The sequence below is a fragment of the Gammaproteobacteria bacterium genome (assembly GCA_011375345.1).
In the GTDB taxonomy this organism is placed as follows: domain Bacteria; phylum Pseudomonadota; class Gammaproteobacteria; order DRLM01; family DRLM01; genus DRLM01.
This window is the reverse complement of sequence record DRLM01000089.1, coordinates 1-16,951: the sequence shown is the minus strand read 5'-3', so window position 1 is coordinate 16,951 and position 16,951 is coordinate 1. Positions and strand designations below refer to the sequence as shown.

General features: G+C 65.0%; 16 protein-coding genes and 1 pseudogene. 2 read left to right on the top strand and 15 right to left on the bottom strand.

Going from position 1 to position 16,951, the window contains the following annotated elements; translation table 11 throughout:
* Window positions 1-231: 231 nt before the first annotated feature.
* The 6 genes and pseudogenes from ENJ19_06695 to ENJ19_06670 form a co-directional block, all read right to left on the bottom strand.
* A pseudogene (locus ENJ19_06695) lies at window positions 232-429 on the bottom strand (hypothetical protein).
* Entirely contained in the window at window positions 416-1,489 is a 1,074-nt protein-coding gene (locus ENJ19_06690) for a formylglycine-generating enzyme family protein (GenBank protein ID HHM05414.1), read from the bottom strand. Before ENJ19_06690 ends, ENJ19_06695 begins: the two are co-directional and overlap by 14 nt.
* Entirely contained in the window at window positions 1,486-1,974 is a 489-nt protein-coding gene (locus tag ENJ19_06685; protein ID HHM05413.1) for a hypothetical protein, read from the bottom strand. Before ENJ19_06685 ends, ENJ19_06690 begins: the two co-directional genes overlap by 4 nt.
* Window positions 1,971-2,468, bottom strand: a complete 498-nt coding sequence (locus ENJ19_06680) for a cytochrome c (GenBank protein HHM05412.1) — start codon at window positions 2,466-2,468, stop codon at window positions 1,971-1,973. Before ENJ19_06680 ends, ENJ19_06685 begins: the two co-directional genes overlap by 4 nt.
* Complete coding sequence (locus ENJ19_06675; protein ID HHM05411.1) at window positions 2,455-2,742, bottom strand: hypothetical protein; 288 nt, start codon at window positions 2,740-2,742, stop codon at window positions 2,455-2,457. Before ENJ19_06675 ends, ENJ19_06680 begins: the two co-directional genes overlap by 14 nt.
* A 10-nt stretch (window positions 2,743-2,752) precedes the next feature.
* Window positions 2,753-3,082, bottom strand: a complete 330-nt coding sequence (locus tag ENJ19_06670) for a hypothetical protein (GenBank protein HHM05410.1) — start codon at window positions 3,080-3,082, stop codon at window positions 2,753-2,755.
* 359 nt (window positions 3,083-3,441) lie between these two features.
* On the opposite strand from ENJ19_06670, the gene ENJ19_06665 reads away from it, so the two are divergent.
* Complete coding sequence (locus ENJ19_06665) at window positions 3,442-4,923, top strand: hypothetical protein (protein HHM05409.1); 1,482 nt, start codon at window positions 3,442-3,444, stop codon at window positions 4,921-4,923.
* Between the two features lie 52 nt (window positions 4,924-4,975).
* Here ENJ19_06665 and mutM read toward each other — a convergent pair whose 3' ends face one another.
* From mutM to ENJ19_06640, 5 genes are read right to left on the bottom strand one after another with little or no spacing between them, the layout of a single operon-like run.
* Entirely contained in the window at window positions 4,976-5,791 is an 816-nt protein-coding gene (gene mutM / locus ENJ19_06660; protein HHM05408.1) for a bifunctional DNA-formamidopyrimidine glycosylase/DNA-(apurinic or apyrimidinic site) lyase, read from the bottom strand.
* On the bottom strand, window positions 5,792-6,667 hold the full coding sequence (locus ENJ19_06655) for a DUF4340 domain-containing protein (GenBank protein ID HHM05407.1): 876 nt from the start codon (window positions 6,665-6,667) through the stop codon (window positions 5,792-5,794).
* Between the two features lie 3 nt (window positions 6,668-6,670).
* Window positions 6,671-8,050: an ABC transporter gene (locus ENJ19_06650; protein ID HHM05406.1), complete on the bottom strand. Its 1,380-nt coding sequence runs from the start codon at window positions 8,048-8,050 to the stop codon at window positions 6,671-6,673.
* A 3-nt stretch (window positions 8,051-8,053) separates the two neighbouring features.
* Complete coding sequence (locus ENJ19_06645; protein ID HHM05405.1) at window positions 8,054-8,800, bottom strand: ABC transporter permease; 747 nt, start codon at window positions 8,798-8,800, stop codon at window positions 8,054-8,056.
* Entirely contained in the window at window positions 8,797-9,753 is a 957-nt protein-coding gene (locus ENJ19_06640) for an ATP-binding cassette domain-containing protein (protein ID HHM05404.1), read from the bottom strand. Before ENJ19_06640 ends, ENJ19_06645 begins: the two co-directional genes overlap by 4 nt.
* Window positions 9,754-10,018: 265 nt before the next feature.
* Here ENJ19_06640 and ENJ19_06635 point away from each other — a divergent pair, with 265 nt between their 5' ends.
* The gene (locus ENJ19_06635; protein ID HHM05403.1) at window positions 10,019-12,010 is read left to right on the top strand and encodes a hydantoinase/oxoprolinase family protein; all 1,992 of its coding nucleotides are present in this window, start codon (window positions 10,019-10,021) and stop codon (window positions 12,008-12,010) included.
* A 480-nt stretch (window positions 12,011-12,490) separates the two neighbouring features.
* On the opposite strand, the gene ENJ19_06630 is transcribed toward ENJ19_06635, so the two are convergent.
* The 4 genes from ENJ19_06630 to ENJ19_06615 form a co-directional block, all read right to left on the bottom strand.
* Window positions 12,491-13,090: a hypothetical protein gene (locus tag ENJ19_06630; GenBank protein HHM05402.1), complete on the bottom strand. Its 600-nt coding sequence runs from the start codon at window positions 13,088-13,090 to the stop codon at window positions 12,491-12,493.
* Window positions 13,087-13,950 carry a type VI secretion system protein TssL gene (locus tag ENJ19_06625; protein HHM05401.1) on the bottom strand — a complete coding sequence of 288 codons (864 nt, stop codon included), beginning with the start codon at window positions 13,948-13,950 and terminating at the stop codon, window positions 13,087-13,089. Before ENJ19_06625 ends, ENJ19_06630 begins: the two co-directional genes overlap by 4 nt.
* Before the next feature lie 14 nt (window positions 13,951-13,964).
* Entirely contained in the window at window positions 13,965-14,732 is a 768-nt protein-coding gene (pomA, locus tag ENJ19_06620) for a flagellar motor protein PomA (GenBank protein ID HHM05400.1), read from the bottom strand.
* A gap of 124 nt (window positions 14,733-14,856) precedes the next feature.
* The coding region (locus tag ENJ19_06615; protein ID HHM05399.1) for a penicillin acylase family protein at window positions 14,857-16,951 on the bottom strand (2,095 nt) is incomplete at its 5' end.

The following is a 16,951-nucleotide window of genomic DNA, read 5'->3' as shown; positions in this document are numbered from 1 at the left end:
CGCGTGCAGTTCGTTTGTGATAAGCCGAGCGCCTGTTCGCGGCGCGCCCGCGGCAGGCCCCACGCACCTCAGTTCTTTAGCCGCCTGTGAGGCGGGCTCTGCTGAGGCCGCTTGTCTGGCTGACGCCGGATGGTGGGCTGGCTACGATTTGGGCTCGTCCAGGGAGCTGGGCGCCGGGGCCGGTCGGCCCCGCCGGGATGAGGTGTCACCTTTTTTCTTGCCGAAGGAAAAGCGCCAGTAAAGCACTACCATCAGGATCAAGGGAATCAACACCATGGGCAGGAGGAACAAGAAAATGGCCCAAGGCGTCTCGATGGTGACTCGCAGCCAGCGGTAGCTGTCCAGCGCCCAGGCGGCCTGGGGTGACAAGACACCCAGGGCGGTCAGGCCCAAGGCGGGGACCAGCGGAAAAATCTTATTTCGTTGCATCTTTTGCGCACCTGAATCCGAAAAAGTCGGAGGCCATCTGGGGCCAGGAAAAATTACGATGATAGGCGGAGGTGGAAAAGGGGTCGCTTTTCCATGAGCCGCCGCGAATCACCTTGTAACGCTCTTCAGTTTCCACGAAATTCACCACACGCATGGAGCGCTCGGCGCCGCTCTCCGGTGCGGTGGCGAATTTGGCCCGGAAAATATCCTCCGGGGCGTCTGAGTCGGGGTAGGGTTCGAAATCGTCAGCGACCCATTCGCTGACATTACCCGCCATGTCCAGCACCCCGTCCGGGCTGGCGCCTTGGGGGAAGCTGCCCACCGGCGTGGTTTTGCCGATACGGTAGTACGTGTTCAGGCGCGTAGGATCCATTTTGTTGCCCCATGGCCAGCGCCGCCCGTCCACGCCTCTTGCGGCGCGCTCCCATTCCGCCTCGCTGGGCAGGCGCTTGCCTTCCCATTCGCAGTAACTTTTGGCGTCGAACCACGACACCATGGTCACCGGGTGCTTGAGCAGATCCGGGGGGATTTTTCCACCGTCCCAATGCAGCGGCGGGCGATGCCGGGTGGCGGCCACAAAGCGGGCATATTCGGCGTTGGTCACCGGGTTGAGGTCGATTTCAAAATCCTGAACCCGCGCTTTGTGGCGGGGCCGGTCCTGGGGGTCAGCCCGGCGGTTGTCCGTACCCATCACGAATTCGCCACCCGCTATCCGCACCGTCTGCGCCAGTTCCGACCACTCCTGGGGGCTGAGCAGGGCCCGGGCTTCTTCCACCGTGTAAGTTTTTGCGTGGGATTTGCCGAATTCGTGTTGCGCCTGGCGGTACAATTCCTCGCCGGCGGAGCGCAAGCGTTTTTGTTCTGCAGAGGCGTCGGACACGTCATAGGCCGCTTTGTCGCGCATGTCCATCATGCGGTTGGATCCCAGGCTGAGCACGTGAACGGTCCCCCCCACAAAGGTCAGTACCAGACAGGTGACCAGGGTCGCGCCCAGGAATTTGCGGCGGTGTTCTATGTCTCCTTCGTCTAATTTGCTGCGTTTTTCAAAATTGAACTTCATTCGCCCGAACCCTCGGCCTGACTGCCGGACTTTTGATATTTTTTGTGCAAACTGCGCTTAGCTGAGCGACCGTAGGTGCGTTTTACCAGCACTTCACCTATGACCCCCCCGAAGGCGGCGAATTCCACCGTTACAATCACCACCAGGATCCAATAGGCCACGGGTAACACCTCCACCCCCGGTGGCGGCGTCGTTGTGCCGTAGTGGAGGTCGATATAGGTGGCGCCGCGGACGATGAGGGGGGAGAAATGGGCGATGATCTTGCCGCCCAGGCCGTAGACCAGGGACACGACAATACCGGCCACGAAGGGCACGAGGAACAGGGAGGTGATCCAGGCTAGGCTGAAGGTGGATACGCCGAAGAAATATTCCAGCGTGACGCCGGTCAGCTTGTCACCGAAATAAACGATCCCCGCGCCGGTGATTGCCGCGGTGCTGGCAACGAGAAAATCAAGGAAACGGCTTTTGAAAGTAGACTGTCTCATTGTTCTTCCACGTAGCGCTCGCCCTTGCCCCTGAGCTTTTCAAATTCGGTGCGCCTGGTTTCTTCCAGGTACCAATCCTCCACTTTGAGGCTGGCGAGGTAGGCCGCGAGTGCACGGCGCTGCTCTTCGGGCAAATGCGCGTAAGAGGGCATTTGATATTCCTGCTTGAGCCTGGAGGGAAGAATTTCCTGGGGGTTTTCCGCTGAGAGGTAGCGATAAAACCAAGCTTCATCCTTGAGCGAGCCGATACCGTCCAGCCTTGGGGCGGGTACGTTTTCCATGATGCTGCGTACCATCCACAGGGAGTGGCAGGCGGAGCATTTGTTTTCTTTGTAAATCAGTTCCGCCTGCCGTTTCAGCTCCGGCGTGGCGGTGGTGTAGAAGGGAATACCCGGGTCCTTTTCGCCTTTTAGAACCTGAGTGGCGCGATATCCCGCCATGCCCAGCACCACCACGACGATGCCGATGATTATGCCTTTTTCACCGGCCCGCATGCTTCGCTGCCTGCTCCCGGCGCTTGCGCTCTAGATGTTCTTCCCGAAGCTTTTCCTGCTCCGCCACAACTTTCTTGTATTTTTCAAATTCCTCCGGTTCCATTTTGTCTTCGTCGTCTTTGGAAAACACCGTGTATTTGATGTCCTCGTCGAACTGCTCGTTTTTGATGGCCCAGCGAAGCATGAAGGCGGCGGCAATGAGTATGAAGGCGGCCACCACCATCCACAGGTAAATCGTCCACCCATCGGGCAGGTTTTGAACAAACTCTATCATTTCAGCGCTCCTAGACTAAATAGCCCTCTACAAGTTGCAGCCAGCCGAACAAAACTGCGATGACCATGCCCACGACGATGGACCCGAACATGATTTTTTCGCCCAGTTTCAGCCGCCCCTTCTTTCTCGGCAGGTACAGATAGACAATGATGCCGAACAAGATCAGGGCGACGACCAGAAATCCGAATATGAAATAGCTGTATTCCTGAGAGCGCAGGCTCTCTATGCTCATGTCAAAGCCGAACACGGTGTTGTCTTCGGCGGCGACTCGTATCAGGCGATGAAACGCCCACCCCTCTGCGAGGTTCAACTGCGACAGACTGTTCCAAAACGACGGCATATCAATTCCAGGTTCAAGCCTCTTTGCATTCCCGTGGCGGCTGGCGGCGGCCAGGAACCGGCAGCGCCGGTTCCGGTCGCCCCTTGGACAGAAAAAAAAGCTAATATATCCCCACGCCCGTCACGTTGCTGCCTGCGCCGCCCAGGTGGCAGGCTGGACAAACCGAATCCCAAAGGGCTACTACAATATACCGAGTGGCATCCCCGGGTAAAGCCGCCGGCTTGTTTGCTTTGCCGCTGCTGCGTGTTTACCCACCTGCTTTACACCTTACTGTCCCCACACCATAATTAGCCGCTTACGGTTGGTTAACAGGGGGGTCGTGCGGCCGGGGCAGCGCTGCGCGAACGCCGGAAAGAGGCATGAACAGTAATCCATCTGCGACGGCATCGGCGCTCAGTGTACTGGGGCGCTACTGGGGTTGGCTGGTTCTCGCGGCCTGGGGCGGGGCGCTGCTGGGGCTGGGGCTGGTGCGCACGGCCCCGCTGGGCCTGGACGAGGGCGCGGCGCGGGGGCTGCTGCTCATCTGGTCCGTCTTTGACCGCATCATCAACCCTATCGTGACCATGGGTGTGCCGGACTTCCGGGCCTTGTTGTTCGCCCCTCTCGGGGCGTATTGGACGGGCAGTGTTTTCGCGGCGAAGGTCTACACGATCCTGCTGACCTTCGGCGGGGTGGCTTTGCTGCATGCCTGGGCCCGGCGCACCGGGAACACGGAGGCGGCGTTGCTTGCCAGCGCGCTGCTGCTGGTCTCCCCGCCATTGATCGGCCAGGTGGACGCCATGGGCTCCGGTGTTTTCCTGTTGCTGGCTTTCGGTCTGGGTGCCTGGCTGGATCAGGCCTATCGCCGCGCCAAGCGTCCTTTCGGCGGCTGGTTTTTTGTCCAGATTCTGTGCGCCGGCTTTGCTGTGACCCTGCATCCGGCGGGTCTGGCCTATCCCCTGGTGCTGGCCTGGTCCTGGTACAGCAATCCGCTGGATGCGCGTCTGCGGCGCCATGTGCTGATCGGTCTGGGAGTGATTACTCTCTTGATCCTCGCCGTGCGCCAGGGGTGGCGCGCGATTGACTGGTTCACCAGCCCCGTTCTGGCTCTGGCCCAGTCCCTGCAGCCCATAGCCGGTGGCGGCGAGGCATCTTTGCTGTTGGGATGGTTGCTGCTGACCGTGGCGGTCGTGGTCGTGGTGGCGGACCGCAGGTTTTTGTCTGCAGACCTCCTGGGGCGGATTTTGCTGTTTTCGGTGTTGCTGGGTGCCGTCGCCGCCGACGGGGCCTGGGCCTTGCTGCTGTTTATCCTGGTGATGTACCGGGGGGTGGTGTTGCTGATTGCCCTGAATCAGGCTTTCGGCGGCCATGGTCTGGCCCGCCAGCGTGGTTTGGTGCTGGGTCTGTTGTTTGTTCTGGCCACCGTATTCATGGTGACTGACAAAAGCCGGATCCAGGGGCTGCGGGAAGGCGTGTTGAACAAGCAGGATGTGTTGATCAAGCTGCTGGCGGACGATGTGGCGGACCTGCCCGAGGATGCGCCGTTTCAGGCGGCCAGCCAGTGGCCCGGGCGAACCATGATTGCCGTGAAGCGGACGGTGTTTCCCTTGCCGCGCGGCGCCGAAAACGGCGAGGCTCTGCTGCGGAGCATCAGCGGAATCACTCACCTGATCTTCGATCATCAGAACCCGGCCAACCGGGATCTGGCGCGGAACATCGCCGAGTTGAGCGGTGTGGCGGAAACGACGGTGCTGGAAGAGGGGGGGGTGATCATCCATATCCGCCCTGTCACTGGCGGCCGGGGGCCGGTCCATGAGCCCGAGCGTTCTTCCCGTCCCCGGGACGACGTACCGAAGTTGTAAGCGGGTCCGCCTGCTCACCGGGGGCTTTTCCCCGCCGGCGGATGAGCAGCCCTCAGCGCTGGCAGCGCGGGCAGTAATAAGTGGCCCGCTGGCCCAGGCGCAGGGTGCGGATGGTGGCGCCGCAGCGGGGGCAGGGCAGGCCGGCGCGGCCGTAGACGGTCAGCTGCTGGCGGAAATAACCCGGCTCCCCGCTTTCGCTCACGAAGTCTTGCAAGGTGGTGCCGCCGGCCTTGATGGCAGCGCGCAGGGTGGCTTTGATGGCGGCCGCCAGGGCGTGGTGACGCGGGCGGCTGATGCGCCCCGCCGCCCGTGCCGGGTGAATCCCGGCGCGGAACAGGGCCTCATTGGCGTAAATATTGCCCACGCCAGCCACCACCCGCCCGTCCATGATGAAGAGTTTCACGGCTTGCCTGCGGTGGCGGGAACGCCTGAACAGATAGTCCCCGTCAAAGTCTTCGGTGAGGGGCTCCGGGCCCAGTTCCGCCAGCAGGGGGTGGCGCAAGGGGTCGGCGGTGGTCCAGAGCACCAAGCCGAAGCGGCGCGGGTCCCGCAGGCGCAGGCAGCGGCCGCCGCTGAAGCACAAATCCACGTGGTCGTGGGCGCCGGGGGGGGTGGCGGCATCCACCAGCCGCAGGCTGCCCGACATGCCCAGATGAATGATGACCGTGCCCTGGTCCGCCTCCAGCAGCAGGTATTTTCCCCGTCGCCACACCCGGCGGAGGCACTGGCCGGGCAGGTCCCGCTCCAGGCGCCGGGGCACCGGCTTTCGGAGCTGGCGCTGCCGTACCCGCACGGCGGTGATCCGCCTGCCTTCCATCGCGGGGGCGATGCCGCGGCGGGTGGTTTCCACTTCCGGTAGTTCGGGCATTTAAGGCGGTGTTCCCTCGTCCTCCGTTTCCGGGGGGGTGGTTTTGGGCAGTTCCAGCAAGGTTTCCTCGCTGCCGGGACCGAGGTCGAATTCCAGGCCCGGATCGGGGCGGAACAGGACCAGTGTGCCTTCCCGGCGGACGATGCTGAATGTCAGCGGCGCGCTGGCGGTGTCCAGTTGGACGGTGATTGCGTCCCGCTCGCCGGCCCCGGCCACGCCGGCCCGGATCTTGATGGCCTGGGCGCTTTGCCATTCATCCACCAGGGCCTGAATATTGTCAGGGTCGGCTGGCGGCTCGGCCGTCCACAGACCGTTGCGCTGCCATATCCGCAGCCCCGGCAGGGTCAGGGCGGTGATGTGAGCGCCTTCGGGAAGAAGGCGTCGGGCCACAAAGGCCGCCGGTTCCGCCACCAGATCGGTGTAGTACATGTCGGTGATGAGGTGCACTTTGCGGTTGACCTCCACATAGCGCCGGCCGTCCACCGGGCTGACCCCGCCGAAGCGGATGACCGTGTCGTTCAGATGCAGCACCACGCCGGGCCGCGCCAGGCCCGCGCCGGCCAGGTCGGCGTCGGTGGCGAGAAAGCTGCGGTGGCTGCTGGTCTGAGCGATTAATGCCAGGCTGTCCAGGCGCATGGGGTTGGCGGCTGTCTCGTAAGGTTCCGTCATGACCCAGCCTTGCCCGCGCCGTTTGAATGCCACGGTGGGCTGGTCCCGGCGTTCGATTTTCACGGTGTCGATCTGCTCCGGTGTGAGCCCGGTGAGGGGGGGGAGTTCAGCCTGCTCAGGTTCCAGGCCCGGTTCGTGCACCGTCACCCACAGCAGCGCACCCAGGATGGCGAGCAGGATGAGGTTGAGCAGCCAGCGCCTGGTCATGGGTCAGCGTCTCCGCCGGCGCAGCCATACGGTCAGGCCGCTGAGGATGAGCAGTGCCGGCACGCCCAGCAAAAAGCCGAAGCCGATGACCGCGGACTGGGCGGGACTGAGGCTGAGGGAGACATCGGGCGCCGTCTTGGCGGGGATGTCGATGAGGGCCTCGTCGCTGCTCAGCCAGTTGACGATGCGCAGCCCCAGGTCCAGATTGCCGGCGTTGCCGATGTAGCGGTTGGCGAGGAAGTCCCCGTCGCCCACCACCACCGCTCTTTGTTCCCCTTGTTCCCCGCCGCCGTCGGCGTCGTTGTCCAGCGGGCGGCTGAGGGCCAGGCCGATGTCCAGGGGGCCGCGCAGATCCGCGCCGTCATTGAAGGTGAGTTCGCCCGCCAGTTCGCCCGTCTCGGCCCAACTGCCGGCATTGGTGGACAGAAAAGGGCGGATGTCCCAGGGGGCGTCCTCATCCGCGCTGTGGCCCAGCGCCGCCGCCACGGGAAAGACCGTCACCAGGCCGAAGTCCCGGGTGATGGGGTGGGCGGGATAGTTGGTGACGGCGGCGATGGCCGGGCTCTGGATTCCCAGGAGCTGGCTGGTGAGATCCACGATCACGCCGGGCTCGAAGCGGATGCCCAATTGTTCCGCCAGCGGCTCCAGGCCGGCATTGCCCCCGGGCTCCCCCAGCCACAGCAGCCGGCCGCCCTGCTGCACATAGTCCACAATGCGCCGCACCTCCCCCGGCAGGATCGCCACCTGGGGGCCGGCGATAACCAGCACGTCGGTGTCCGGCGGAATTTCCGGGTTCTGCGCCAAGTTCAGGCTGAGGGAGCGGAAGCCTTTTTTGGCCAGGGCCTGGGTCCAGGTGGACAGATCGAAATTGGCCTGACCGTCGGGCTGGCGTTCGCCGTGGCCGTCCAGAAACACCAGGGTGCGGGTGCCGCTGCGCAGCAGGCGTTGCAGGGCGTTGGTGAAACTCTGTTCCCGCAGCTCGAAGGGTTTGAGACGCTCGCTCTGTCCGCCGTAACTGAGCACCAGCTCGCCGTCCATGGTGATGCCCTGTTCGCGGGCGCGGGCCGGCGCGGCGTCGGGGTCGACGAATTCCAGGGAGATGTCGGGTTTGTAGCGTTGGTAGCGCTTGATGAAATCACCGATGCCGCGGCGGGTTTCCAGGGTGTCGCGGGCGAAGGCGGTGATATTGAGCGGGCCGTCCAGCTTGGCCAGCATCTGCACGCTGGCTTCCGACAGGGAGCGGCGGGCGCCGGCGGTCCAGTCGGCCTGGTAGACGTAACGGGTGCTGAGCCAGGCCAGCACGCCGACAATGGCCAGCAGCAGGACGATGAAAACGGCGTTCTGCAGCCGGGTGAGGCGGCGACTTGCGGGAGTGACTTTCATGGCTTAATGCTGGAGCCGGTCCGCGTCCAGGCGGCGGATGCTCAAAATCAAAAAGGTGGCGATGAACAACAGATAATAAGCCAGGTCGCTGCTGTCGAACACGCCGCGCAGCAGGGACTGGTAGTGGCGCAGGATGGACAGGTACTCCAGCACCCCGCTCCCCTGACTGCCGGACCAGTCCACCACCCACAGCAGCAACAATACCGCGAAAGTGCTGATGGCGGCGATGGCCGGTTGCACAGTGAGGGTGGACATGAACAGGCCCAGCGCGGTGAAGCTGGCCACCAGCAGGCTGATGCCCAGCAGCCCCGCGGCATAAAGGCCGAAATCCAGGGTGCCTCCTACCAGCAGGGCCAGGGGCATCAGGCCGATCAGGGCCACCAGCAGCAGGAAAAAGGCGGTCACCCCCAGGTATTTGCCCAGCACGATCTCGGTCATGGAGACGGGGGCCGAAAACAGCAGGCTCAAGGTTTGACTGCGGCGTTCATCTGCAATCAGGCGCATGGTCAACATGGGCACGGCGAACAGCAAAAACACCGCGGCATCGCCAAACAGCGGCGCGACAATGAGGTCGCCCACCCCCGGTGCGCTCTCCAGGGCCGCTAGCTGTGACTGCACCGCCAGGTACTCGTCCACGGCGATCAAAAAGAAATAGGCCAGGATGAGCTGCTCGACGGCCGCCACGCACCAGGCCAGGGGGGAGACGAACAGGCGTTTGAGTTCCTGCGCGGCGATGGCAACAATCATCAGGCGGCCTCCTCGCGGACGGCGGCGCCGGGATCGTCGCGGGTGATGTCCACGAACACCTGCTCCAGGCTCAAGCGCTCGGGGCTGAGTTCGTACAGGCGCCAGCCCCCGGCCACCGCCTGTTCCACCACCGCCTCCGCCGGGCTGTGGTCGGCGGCGAAACGCAGCCGGAAGCGGCCCTCGCCCAGCGTCTCCACCTCCGTCACGCCGGGCAGGTCCGCCAGCGTTTCAGCGGCGGGCGGCTGGCGAAAGGCGGCAATGAGACTGGTGCCGCGCAGGCGCTGCTCCAGCCCCGCAATGCTGTCGCTGAGCACCAGCCGCCCGCGGCTGATGATCTGCACCCGGTCGCACACCGCCTGCACCTCCGGCAGCACGTGGCTGGAGAGGATCACGCTGTGCTGGTCCGACAGCTCCCGGATCAGGGCGCGGATTTCCCGCATTTGCAAAGGATCCAGGCCCACCGTGGGCTCGTCCAGAATCACCACCGGTGGTGAGTGGATGATGGCCTGGGCGATGCCCACCCGCTGCCGGTAGCCCTTGGACAGATTGCCGATCAGGCGCGGGCCCACTGCGGCCAGCCCGCAGCGTTTCTTGGCACGTTGCACCGCGGTGTGCCGCTGGCCGGCGGGGATGCGGTTGAGGCGGGCGCAGTAAGCGAGATACTCATCCACCGTCAGTTCCCGGTACAGCGGCGGCTGGTCTGGCAGATAGCCCAGCGCCCCCTTGGCGCGCTTGGGCTCGTCCAGCAAATCCACCCCGTCCACCCATATCCGCCCGGCGCTGGGCGCCAGATTGCCGCTCATAATCTGCAAGGTGGTGGACTTGCCCGCGCCGTTGGGCCCCAGCAGCCCGAGGACCTCGCCCTTTTGTACCTCGAAGCTCACCTTGTCCAGCGCAAGATGGCCGCCGTAGTAGCGGGAGACGTGTTCCAGGCGGATCAGGGTGGTGTTGTCCATGGGGTCGGGCCGGTATCCTCGTGACTCAGGTGATCAAAGCGGGCCTATGATAGGACTCTGGGGAAAGTGTCTCAAGACCCGGGTGGTGAGATTGCCCCTGAAAAGGTGTCAGAAAAAAGGGGTCAGACCCCTTTGACATCCTTTGACATCAAAGGGGTCTGACCCCTTTTTTCTGACACCTTTTTTGCTATCCCTTTTCGCTCTTGCCGGGTGGGGAGGGTTCACCTTAGCATAGCGGTCGGGTTCATGACTGGCGCGCACCCAGATGTATCTTGGCATAGACACCGGGGGTACCTTCACTGATTTCGTCTGTTATGACGGGCACGCGTTGCGGGTGCACAAATGCCTGTCCACGCCGGAGGCGCCGGAGCGGGCCATTTTGGCGGGCATGGCGGCACTGGGTCTTGCGGATCGGCCGGTGAATCTGGTGCACGGTTCCACCGTGGCCACCAATGCTGCCCTGGAAGGCAAGGGGGTGCGTACCGCCTTCATTACCAACCGCGGTTTCAAGGATTTGCTTACCATCGGGCGCCAGGCGCGGGCGGAGTTGTACAATCTGCAGCCGCTGCCGGTCACGCCGCCGGTGCCCGCTGAGTTGTGCCTGGAAACCGGCGGCCGCCTGGGGGCCGACGGCAGTGTGCTGGAAGCGTTGACCGAGGCCGATCTGGCCGCGCTCAGCGCTGCGCTCACCCGCCTGCAAGTCCGCGCCGTGGCCATTAATCTGCTGTTTTCCTTTGTCGATGACCGCTTCGAGCGTGCCATCGAGGCCGCCATGCCCGACGGCGTGTTTGTGTCCCGCTCTTCCGCTGTGCTGCCCGAGTACAAAGAGTACGAACGCGGCATGGCCACCTGGCTGAACGCCTGGGTGGGGCCCGTCGTCCACGGCTATCTGGCGCGCCTGGCTGAGGGTCTGCCGCGGGCGCGGGTGGCGGTGATGCAAAGCGCGGGGGATACTATTGCCGCCGCCCAGGCCGGACGGCAGGCGGTGCGCATGCTGCTGTCCGGTCCCGCCGGCGGCCTGGCGGGCGCCCGGCTGGCAGGTCAAAGTGCCGGGCGGGAGCGGCTGCTGAGTTTCGACATGGGCGGCACCTCCACCGACGTGGCCCTGATCGACGGCGAGCCGGCCATTACCAGTGAGGGCCGCATCGGCCCCTATCCCGTGGCCGTGCCCATGGTGGATATGCACACTATCGGCGCCGGCGGCGGTTCCATCGCCCAGGTGGATGCCGGCGGCCTGCTGCGAGTGGGGCCGGAGTCGGCGGGGGCGGATCCCGGTCCCGCCTGTTACGGTCGCGGCGGCGAGCGGCCCACGGTGACCGACGCCAATCTGGTTCTGGGCCGGCTGCGTTCGGACGGTTTTCTGGGCGGCCGGCTGCGTCTGGACGGGGCCGCCGCCCGGCGCGCCGTGGGCCGCCTCGGCGAGGCTCTGGGCCTGTCGGTGGACGAGGCGGCGTTGGGTATTGTGCAACTGGCCAATGAGCACATGGCCCGCGCGCTGCGGGTGATTTCCGTGCAGCGCGGCATCGATCCCCGCGGTTATACCCTGCTGTCTTTCGGCGGCGCTGGCGGGCTGCATGTGTGCGCTCTGGCGGAGGCATTGGGGATGAGCGAGGCGCTGGTGCCCGTGCACGCCGGGGTGCTGTCGGCCCTGGGCATGCTGGCGGCGCGGCGCGGGCGGCATCTTTCCCGCACCATCGCCCGGCCCCTGGCGGAGGTGGACGGGGAGGCGCTGGCGCGCGCCTTTCGTGCGCTGGAACGGCAGGGGCGGGCTGAGCTGGCCGCGGAGGGGCTGGCTCCCGGGGAGATTGTGGTGGAGCAGGGTGTGGACCTGCGTTACTGCGGTCAGGCCTATTCCCTGACCGTGCCCTGGGGCGGGCCGGCGGCAGTGCGGGAGGCTTTCCACCTGGCCCACGAGCGGCGCTACGGCCACCGGCTGCCCTTGGAGGTGGAGTTGGTGAACGTGCGGCTGCGCTTGCGTGGCGCCGCGCCACCCCTGGATCTGCTGCCCGGCCTTGCCGCCGGAGCTGGGCGGCCGGTGGGGTCGGCGCGTCTGGCGGGCAACGTGGCACCGGTGCCCGTGTGGGCGCGGGAGGACGTGGCGGGGGGGGAGCCGGTGACGGGGCCGGCGTTAATCATCGATGCTGTGTCCACCACTTATCTCGCGCCTGGCTGGCATGCCCGGCGGGACCAGGGTGGAAATCTGCTGTTGCAAAACAAGGCGGGTGCTGCACCCTCTTTCAGCCAAGATCTTTCTTGACAAACTGCCGCGGCCTGTTCTTTCCGGGGTCGCTTATGCACACATCTGGCGCGCGCGGCCCCGTTTGCAAGGAAAAATGACGATATCTCGCCACTTTGCCGGTTGTGCGTTATAACTGTTTGAAATTATTGACTATCACGGATAGATCAATTTGTCACCATTTTGACATCAGGCCAGCAAATACGGGCACTAAGGGCACTTACCGGCAATTCTTCCACACACTTATCCACAGCCTTTGTGGATAAACGGCAAAATCTTGTGATGGCAGGCATTTGGCCCGTTTTCCTGGCGGGCTGTTGAAAAACAGCCTGTGGGTGGGGAATGCCCCTGTGCCGCTCGCAGCTTGGTCGCACAAATGATTGACTTGTTGTGGCTGAAGCCGGCCCATGTCCGGATTTTGGGGCGTTGAAAATGGTTTTGGGCGAGCGGATCAATTTGCAAGGCCCACGGACCTTGGCCGCTCTGCCGCGTCGCGGGGAATCAGGCGGGGGGCGGCGTGCCGTCGTGTTTCTGTCGCAGCAGATCCGCTTCTTTTTGCAGCAGGTGGCGGGCGATGGTGTCGGCGTACTGGGTGGGCAGGTCGAGAAATTTCAGCGACACGCGATGAGCGCCGGCCGGCGTGCCGCCGGCGGCCTGGCAGCCGATCACCTCGGCGACAGTGATGATGCCGTGCAGGGAGGGCAGCAGCACCAGGCGCAGTTCCAGCAGCTGGCCGCGCTGAAACGGGCGCTCCGCCGCAAAGCCGATGCCGCTTACGCTCAGGCTGGCGCGGGTGAGCCGGCCGCCGAACTGGGCGAGTTCCCGTATCACCAGCGCTTCGCTGAGACGCCGGATTTGATTGTGCAAGGCGTTGAGATAGTCGCCGGTGGCCGGCAGGCGGCGGCCCAGTTCCCGCGCCGCCAGTTTGGCGCTTTGATCCAGGGCCGCGAATTCGGTGGCCATGGTGAGAAAGGGGACATCCTGGTCCGGTTGGATGGCCGGCCGGTCGGTGAGGTGGTAGGCCAGCAAGACGTCGTCGTCGAGGCGGAAGTGCTGGCGCCGGTTGATAGCGTTGGTCTGGTCTGGTTTTTTGTCCCTCATGGCGCGGCGTCCTGGGCAGTGGCAGCGGTTTGCGGCGGGTCCGCTGTATCGGTGTCTCGGTCATATTTGATGATGATTTCCACCCGCCGGTTCTTGGCGCGGCCCTCGGCACTGTTGTTGTCGGCGATGGGCCGGGTGTCAGCGAAGCCGGCCACCTCGACCCGCTCCGGGGCCAGTTTGGCGAACGCTGTGAGACGGTGCAGCACGGTCACGGCGCGGGAGGCGGACAACTCCCAGTTGGAACGGTAGCGGAAGCTGGAGATGGGCAGCTTGTCCGTATGCCCGGCAATGACAATATAGCCCTGGGTGGCGCTCACGGCCCGGGCGATTTTTTTCAGCGCCGGGAGGAAGGAGTGCAGCAGCACCGCGCTGCCGGAGGGGAACGAGACCTTTTCATTGATGCGGATGACGATGCGGTCTTTTTTTCCCTCGATGGTGATGAGCCTGGCGGCGATTTCTTTGGACAGCTTGCGCTCCAGTTCCCCCAGATCTTTTTTGGCCTTCTCGTTCAGCTCCCTGGGTTTTTTGCCTTCGCTCAGAGTCTGGGGATGGCGGAAGTTGCGGTTGATGGTGGCCTGCTGCACCACGTTCAGGGGCGTGGGCCGGGGCTGGCCGGGGCTGAACTCGCGGGCGATGATGTTATTGCCCACGGGGGTGTCTTTGATGCGCACTTCCCGTTGCACGCCGAAGGCCTCTTTCATGGAGCCGGCCAATTGCTTGAATTGCTGTTTGTCCAGTTCGGAGAAGGAAAACAGCAGCACGAAAAAGGCCATGAGCAGCGACATCAGGTCGGCGAAGGTCATCAGCCAGCCCTGGCTGCCCCGTTCGTCTTTCTTTTTTCGCTGGTCAAAGTCATCCATTGCCGGACGGTCTCTTATGCCGCGTCTTTCACTTCCTTGTCGCGCTTGTTCTCGGGCAGGAAGGTTTTGAGCAGGCCTTCCATCATGCGGGGATTCATGCCTTCCTGGATGGCGTCGATGGATTCCAGCACCAGGTACTTGAGCATGCGTTCCTCATTGCTGCGGATGGCCAGCTTGTCGGCGATGGGCTGCGCCAGGGCATTGGCGATAATAGCGCCGTAGAGGGTGGTGAGCAGGGCCACGGCCATGGCCGGGCCGATGGCCTTGGGGTCATCCATATTGGCCATCATCTGCACCAGGCCGATCAGGGTGCCGATCATGCCCATGGCGGGCGCCACGTCGGCGATGGATTTGAAAATGCTCTGACCCTGTTCGTGGCGCTCAATGGTCATATTGATGTCTTTGCTCAAGGTGCCGCGCACCACTTCGGGCTCAAAACCGTCCACCACGTAGCTGATGCCGCGTTTCAAAAACGAGTTGGAGACTTCGGCGGACTCCAGCCCCAGCAAGCCTTCCTTGCGCGCAATCAGCGCCAGTTCCATGGCCTGATCGATGAGCTGATTGGGGTCCTCGGATTTGTGGAAAAAAGCCTTGAGGGCAATGGAAAACGCCTTGAGGGTGGTGCTTAAGGGGAACTTCATGAGAATGACGGCCAGGGTGCCGGCCACTACGATCAACAGGCCGGGGCCGTTGACAAACATGCCGGCGCTGCCGCCCATGAAAATGGCAAGTCCGATCGACCCCAAGGCCCCCAACAGCCCTAACAGTGTGGCGATATCCATGATTTCAATGCGTCGTCCGGTGTGCTGTGTGCTGCGTGGAAAGCGCGGCCGCGCTTCCGCCCCCTTGTTGTTCCGGCTGCGTGGCCCCGCGCCGCTTATCTTGCATATCGGTACCGGCAGGGGTTTATTGAGCGGCAGCGGCGGGGCGCAGGGTCAGGGTGTAGGCGGCGGGGCCGGGGAGGAAGGGCGTGGCTGTGCCGCTGGCCCAGTCCTCGTGGCCACGGCGGTAAAAGGGCGACAGGGGATGGCCGCTCTGGCCGCCAGGCATGTGGAAATAGCCCAGCTCCTCCCGTCCGGGGGAGACCGCCAGGCGCTGCGAGGCGCCCACCGTTGGGCCCTGGACCCGGGGCATGAAACGGTCGCCGGGCAGGGGCTGGGCGGGCATGTCCAGCCAGGGGGAGAGCAGGGGCAGCAGACGGCTGAAGGGGTGCTGCATGGCCAGGGTGTTGCGCCGGCCCCAGGTGGCGGCGGCCAGAGGGCGGCCGCCGGCGCTGAGGGTGGTGATGACCTCGTCCACCGCCTGAAGCAGCCAGGCCCGCCAGTCCGCTATGCCGGCAGGCAGCAAGTGCGCAGGGCGGGTGCTGACGATCCGCCACAAGGGGATCTCGTAGCGGCGGAAGGCAAGGTAGTCGAAGCGCTCGTCCGCGGCCCGGGCGGGCGCGGTGAGGGCGCCCAGCACCCGCTGCGCCACGGCCAGGCGGAAGGCCCGCACCAGCCGGTAGCCCGCCGAGGCGGTGGCCGCCCGCCCCTGCCAGTGTTCCACCAGGGCCTTGCAGTCGGCCCGCCGGGGGTTGTTCCGGACGGCCGCCTCGTCCAGCAGTGCCAGCAGCAGCTCGCGCCAGGGCGCGAGAAACAGCGCCCGGTCGTCCAGTTGGATGGCGAGCATATCGGTTTCCGTGGCGTGGGGCAGGGCCGCCAGGGCGTTTCGGATTTGGTGCGCCCGCGCCCCCAGGGCGTAGCCGCCGTCGCCGATCTGGTGCCCGGCGGCGCCTCCCAGCACCCGGGCGTTGGCGGTCCACAGGCGGCCGCCGGGCGGGTCGATGAGGCGGGGGTAGCGGGCCGGTTCCAGCCAGCCGTCCCAGCTTTGCGCCGCCTCCCGCCAGGACAGGGGCACGCGGCTGTCGCCCGGCCCCCGGCGGGGCATGATGCCCATCACGGTCCAGCCGATGTGGCCGTCGCGGTCGGCCACCAGAATATTCTGGGCGGGGATGCCGCTGCGGTTGGCGATGTCCAGGGCCTGGACCACGTTGGTGGCGGTCTCCAGACGCCCCAGCTCGGCGTTCAGCGCATGAGGGAAGTGGGCCACCCAGCGCAGGGCCCGCAGGTGGCCGCGGTGGTCGCGGTCGATGACCGGGCCCCAACGGGTGAGCAGGATATCCAGCACCGCGGCGGGGCCGTCTTTGACCACCAGCGTTTCGGGGATATGCTGAAACGCTTCCCAGCCGGCGGGACTGAGGTAGTGGTCCGGGTGCGCGGGATCCTGTTCCAGTTCGATCAGGTCCGCCCAATCGCCGTAGCTGTTGGTGTAGGTCCAGGCGATGTGGCCGTTGCTGCCGGCGATGAGGTAGGGGATGCCGGGCAGGGTGACGCCGGTGACCCGATGTTCCCCATCATCGCCGGGCCAGCGCAGTTGGGCCCGGTACCAGATATTGGGCACCCTGAGGGGCAGGTGCATGTCGCCGGCCAAAATGGCACCGCCGTGGGCGGTGGCGCTGCCGGCCACGGCCCAGTTGTTGCTGCCCAGGGCCGCGGCGGCCGGATCGGCTTCGGGGGCGGTGGCCAGGCGGGGCGCCGGCTGTTGGCGCAGGTCCACCACCTCCGGGCCCGGCAGGGGCGCCAGGCCGATGCGGCTGTGATCCAGGGGTGCGTCCCACGGTCCGCCAGCCGGCGTCAAGAAAGCAGACAGGGCGGGAGGGAGGACATCGCGCAGCACCCCCAGGTCGGAGTCCAGCCGGGCCTCTTCATCGTGCAGGGTGAGGAACATGGCCAGCACCACCAGGAAGCTGTCTTCCGCCCGCCAGGGGGCCGGTGTGGCTTGTAATACCGTGTATTCAAACGGTGCTGCGGCCAGGGCCTTTAGGCCGGTATTGACGCCCCCGGCATAGGCCTCATACAGCACCTGCACCGCTGCCGGGCTCTGCTCCAGGGAAGCTTCCGCCACCCGGCGCAGGCGGTGGAGGCGGGTGCGGCGGTCGTGGGGCAGGGCCTTGGCGCCGAAC

What these genes read in the sequence shown, in the direction of transcription:
- ENJ19_06690 (HHM05414.1), bottom strand. Translation starts at nt 1,489, where the DNA reads ATGAAGTTCAATTTTGAAAAACGCAGCAAATTAGACGAAGGAGACATA.
- ENJ19_06685 (HHM05413.1), bottom strand. Translation starts at nt 1,974, where the DNA reads ATGAGACAGTCTACTTTCAAAAGCCGTTTCCTTGATTTTCTCGTTGCC.
- ENJ19_06680 (HHM05412.1), bottom strand. Translation starts at nt 2,468, where the DNA reads ATGCGGGCCGGTGAAAAAGGCATAATCATCGGCATCGTCGTGGTGGTG.
- ENJ19_06675 (HHM05411.1), bottom strand. Translation starts at nt 2,742, where the DNA reads ATGATAGAGTTTGTTCAAAACCTGCCCGATGGGTGGACGATTTACCTG.
- ENJ19_06670 (HHM05410.1), bottom strand. Translation starts at nt 3,082, where the DNA reads ATGCCGTCGTTTTGGAACAGTCTGTCGCAGTTGAACCTCGCAGAGGGG.
- ENJ19_06665 (HHM05409.1), top strand. Translation starts at nt 3,442, where the DNA reads ATGAACAGTAATCCATCTGCGACGGCATCGGCGCTCAGTGTACTGGGG.
- mutM (HHM05408.1), bottom strand. Translation starts at nt 5,791, where the DNA reads ATGCCCGAACTACCGGAAGTGGAAACCACCCGCCGCGGCATCGCCCCC.
- ENJ19_06655 (HHM05407.1), bottom strand. Translation starts at nt 6,667, where the DNA reads ATGACCAGGCGCTGGCTGCTCAACCTCATCCTGCTCGCCATCCTGGGT.
- ENJ19_06650 (HHM05406.1), bottom strand. Translation starts at nt 8,050, where the DNA reads ATGAAAGTCACTCCCGCAAGTCGCCGCCTCACCCGGCTGCAGAACGCC.
- ENJ19_06640 (HHM05404.1), bottom strand. Translation starts at nt 9,753, where the DNA reads ATGGACAACACCACCCTGATCCGCCTGGAACACGTCTCCCGCTACTAC.
- ENJ19_06635 (HHM05403.1), top strand. Translation starts at nt 10,019, where the DNA reads ATGTATCTTGGCATAGACACCGGGGGTACCTTCACTGATTTCGTCTGT.
- ENJ19_06630 (HHM05402.1), bottom strand. Translation starts at nt 13,090, where the DNA reads ATGAGGGACAAAAAACCAGACCAGACCAACGCTATCAACCGGCGCCAG.
- ENJ19_06625 (HHM05401.1), bottom strand. Translation starts at nt 13,950, where the DNA reads ATGGATGACTTTGACCAGCGAAAAAAGAAAGACGAACGGGGCAGCCAG.
- pomA (HHM05400.1), bottom strand. Translation starts at nt 14,732, where the DNA reads ATGGATATCGCCACACTGTTAGGGCTGTTGGGGGCCTTGGGGTCGATC.